We start from the raw sequence: 215 nt of genomic DNA on the forward strand, positions 1-215 counted from the left end.
GGTGGCGCCGGCGCGCGAGGCCTGCTCGTTGCCCTTGGCGGCGGATTCGACCGAGGTGTCGATCAGGCCCTTGATCTCCTTGGCCGCGCCGGCCGAACGCTGGGCGAGCGCCCGGACCTCGGAGGCCACCACGGCGAAGCCGCGGCCCTGTTCGCCGGCGCGGGCGGCCTCGACCGCGGCGTTCAGGGCGAGGATGTTGGTCTGGAAGGCGATGG

The 215-nt window shown here is 74.4% G+C and carries 1 protein-coding gene; it reads right to left on the minus strand.

Annotated features, from left to right (window positions below; genetic code table 11):
• On the minus strand, positions 1-215 hold a 215-nt coding region (locus tag ACFO27_RS13265), incomplete at both ends, for a methyl-accepting chemotaxis protein (protein ID WP_376817748.1).

It is taken from the genome of Castellaniella denitrificans (assembly GCF_042653765.1).
In the GTDB taxonomy this organism is placed as follows: Bacteria; Pseudomonadota; Gammaproteobacteria; order Burkholderiales; family Burkholderiaceae_B; genus Castellaniella; species Castellaniella denitrificans.